1 protein-coding gene is annotated in these 236 nt (G+C 26.3%); it reads right to left on the reverse strand.

Translation table 11 applies throughout. The features are described from left to right. Positions 1-6: 6 nt before the first annotated feature. Positions 7-236, reverse strand: a 230-nt coding sequence (locus M983_RS17725; protein ID WP_210433266.1) for an endonuclease toxin domain-containing protein, incomplete at its 5' end; no start/stop codon positions are given.

Genomic DNA, 236 nt, shown 5'->3' on the forward strand with positions numbered 1-236 from the left:
TGCATTTTAAATAGAATTATTAATTGTATCCCATTGTTCTTTAGTCGTTTTTTCTGGAATACCCAATTCCAATGTTTTCTGTTTAATTTGTTTTGGTGAAATTCTTATTAATCCTTTTTCATCCCCAGAATAATTATCCATTTTTGAAATATATGTATTTAATGTATTTTCTATTGTCTTTGGGTTTTTAAGCCTTGCCGCAGTTTGGGTATTTAATGTTTTTACACTAATATATT

Origin of the sequence: Proteus myxofaciens ATCC 19692, from assembly GCF_001654855.1 — a bacterium.
Classification (GTDB): Bacteria; Pseudomonadota; Gammaproteobacteria; order Enterobacterales; family Enterobacteriaceae; genus Proteus; species Proteus myxofaciens.